Annotated in this window: 2 protein-coding genes; one reads left to right on the forward strand and one right to left on the reverse strand. The window is 39.2% G+C overall.

Annotated features, from left to right (window positions below):
- Positions 1-340 precede the first annotated feature (340 nt).
- Complete coding sequence (locus LD39_RS16495) at positions 341-910, forward strand: CotY/CotZ family spore coat protein (RefSeq protein WP_052158919.1); 570 nt, start codon at positions 341-343, stop codon at positions 908-910.
- A 77-nt stretch (positions 911-987) separates the two neighbouring features.
- On the opposite strand, the gene LD39_RS16500 is transcribed toward LD39_RS16495, so the two are convergent.
- Entirely contained in the window at positions 988-1,449 is a 462-nt protein-coding gene (locus LD39_RS16500) for a DinB family protein (protein ID WP_035549982.1), read from the reverse strand.
- Positions 1,450-1,705 lie beyond the last annotated feature (256 nt).

Consider the following 1,705-nt stretch of genomic DNA (forward strand, 5'->3'; position numbering starts at 1 on the left):
AAAAGAAATAAGAAAAAGGCTGTCCGGCGCATATGCCGGGCAGCCTTTTTTCTTGAAGAACGAAGATCAGGACAGGAGTAAAATAGGCGTTAAGGTGAGCTAACGCCTCATGCTAGGGAAAATTCACAGCGTGGTAAACTGTGAGTCTATAACTAAAGAAATTATAGATATTCTACAATATGTCCTCCCTGCTCTCTTTGACTTGGCGGATGCCCGTCAACATTCGTCCATTTTTCACTGATCCCCTCTCTAAATCTTCTATAAATAGACTACTATACAAGCACTCTTCTCTATTGCACATAGATTATATGGAATAACTAATAAAGGAGAGAAAATAATAATGGGTTCTTGTTCTAAAGGAAAAGATAGCCAATGTGTACGCGACGTCATCAAAGAGATTATCGCTGCTCAAGAGGAAGTTGCTGAGCGCGAACGCTGTGACGTAAGTTGTGAGCGTTCAATTCGTGAATTGTTATCCCCGACTGCAAACGGGAATGAAAACACAACTATCCCATTCATTTTGTACTGTAAAGACTGTAAGCCTTTTATCGGCAGTGCAGTTGTTCGACGTCAAATGGAAATGGGTATGTCATCATTTACATTCCTGGACTGTTTGGAATCTCCAATTTTCAGAGCAGTAAAATTCGTCGATGACAAAAAAGACTGTGTCAAACTGGAGCTTCTAATCCCTGTAACTGAAGGTGGTTCCCAACCAGGACCATCCAACGAAGGCAAGAGGGTTTGTGACTTCTTCCCAGGAAAAAGTATAAGAAACCTTCGTTCGACAGGAGTTTGTATTACAGTAGACCTAGACTGCTTCTGTAGCATTACTTGCTTGGAGCCTACAACACCGCTAATGGCTACACAACAAGAAATGAACGACACAATGGCATCAAGACACGAAGGATAGGTCAAATAAAAGCGTGCATGTAAAACCATGCACGCTTTTGTCTATCTCTCAAAATATAATCCAGCATGCTTATATCATCAACCTCGCACAACAGCGGAAGAGCCCCATATCCCAAACTGTTTTCTGATATGGACGATTTGCCCAATATGATAAGCGTTATGAATGAACAAATGCGCAAGGGTTTCTGACCATTTCTCCAGCTTTTCTTCGCTACATAGATAGATTTGTTTACGAAATCCCGTCATAACTTTCTGGTAATTCTGGATCGTTTTGTTCCAGTCCACCCCATTATGATTTTGGAACGTATTATAATGTCGGGGCAGCTCAGGGACTTCCTCTCCTCGAAAACGACACAAGTAGCGATAATTATAAAAATAAAGATGGTGGACAAGCTCTTCAATGGAGTTTGTTTGATCGTCTGGTTTTATTTGTGCTTGGTATTCTGTTAAATCTTTCACAGCTACATTAAAACAAACAAACCAACTGTTTTCATCATAAATAGCCGCTAATTGCTCAAGAAGCACATTTCTTACTCCCATTCTTATCGCCTCCATTGTTTTTAATTCTCTTATTCAGCAAATCTCTCCAAAATCCTCCTTTTTTCTCATGGAAATAAAAGGGATATAAAAATGATGTCAATTTTGATAGGAAGTTTTTGTTTTTATATAGAACAAATAGGGAATAAGTTAGGTTTGAGAGGAGTTTTATAATGCAGAGAAATAAAGAGTTGCATGAATTTTTAATGAGCAAGGCTGAACAATTGACGGAAGAGTGGTATGAGTCTCTCGATAAAAC

Source organism: Halobacillus sp. BBL2006 (assembly GCF_000786645.1).
GTDB lineage: Bacteria > Bacillota > Bacilli > Bacillales > Halobacillaceae > Halobacillus.

What these genes read in the sequence shown, in the direction of transcription:
- LD39_RS16500 (WP_035549982.1), bottom strand. Translation starts at nt 1,449, where the DNA reads ATGGGAGTAAGAAATGTGCTTCTTGAGCAATTAGCGGCTATTTATGAT.
- LD39_RS16495 (WP_052158919.1), top strand. Translation starts at nt 341, where the DNA reads ATGGGTTCTTGTTCTAAAGGAAAAGATAGCCAATGTGTACGCGACGTC.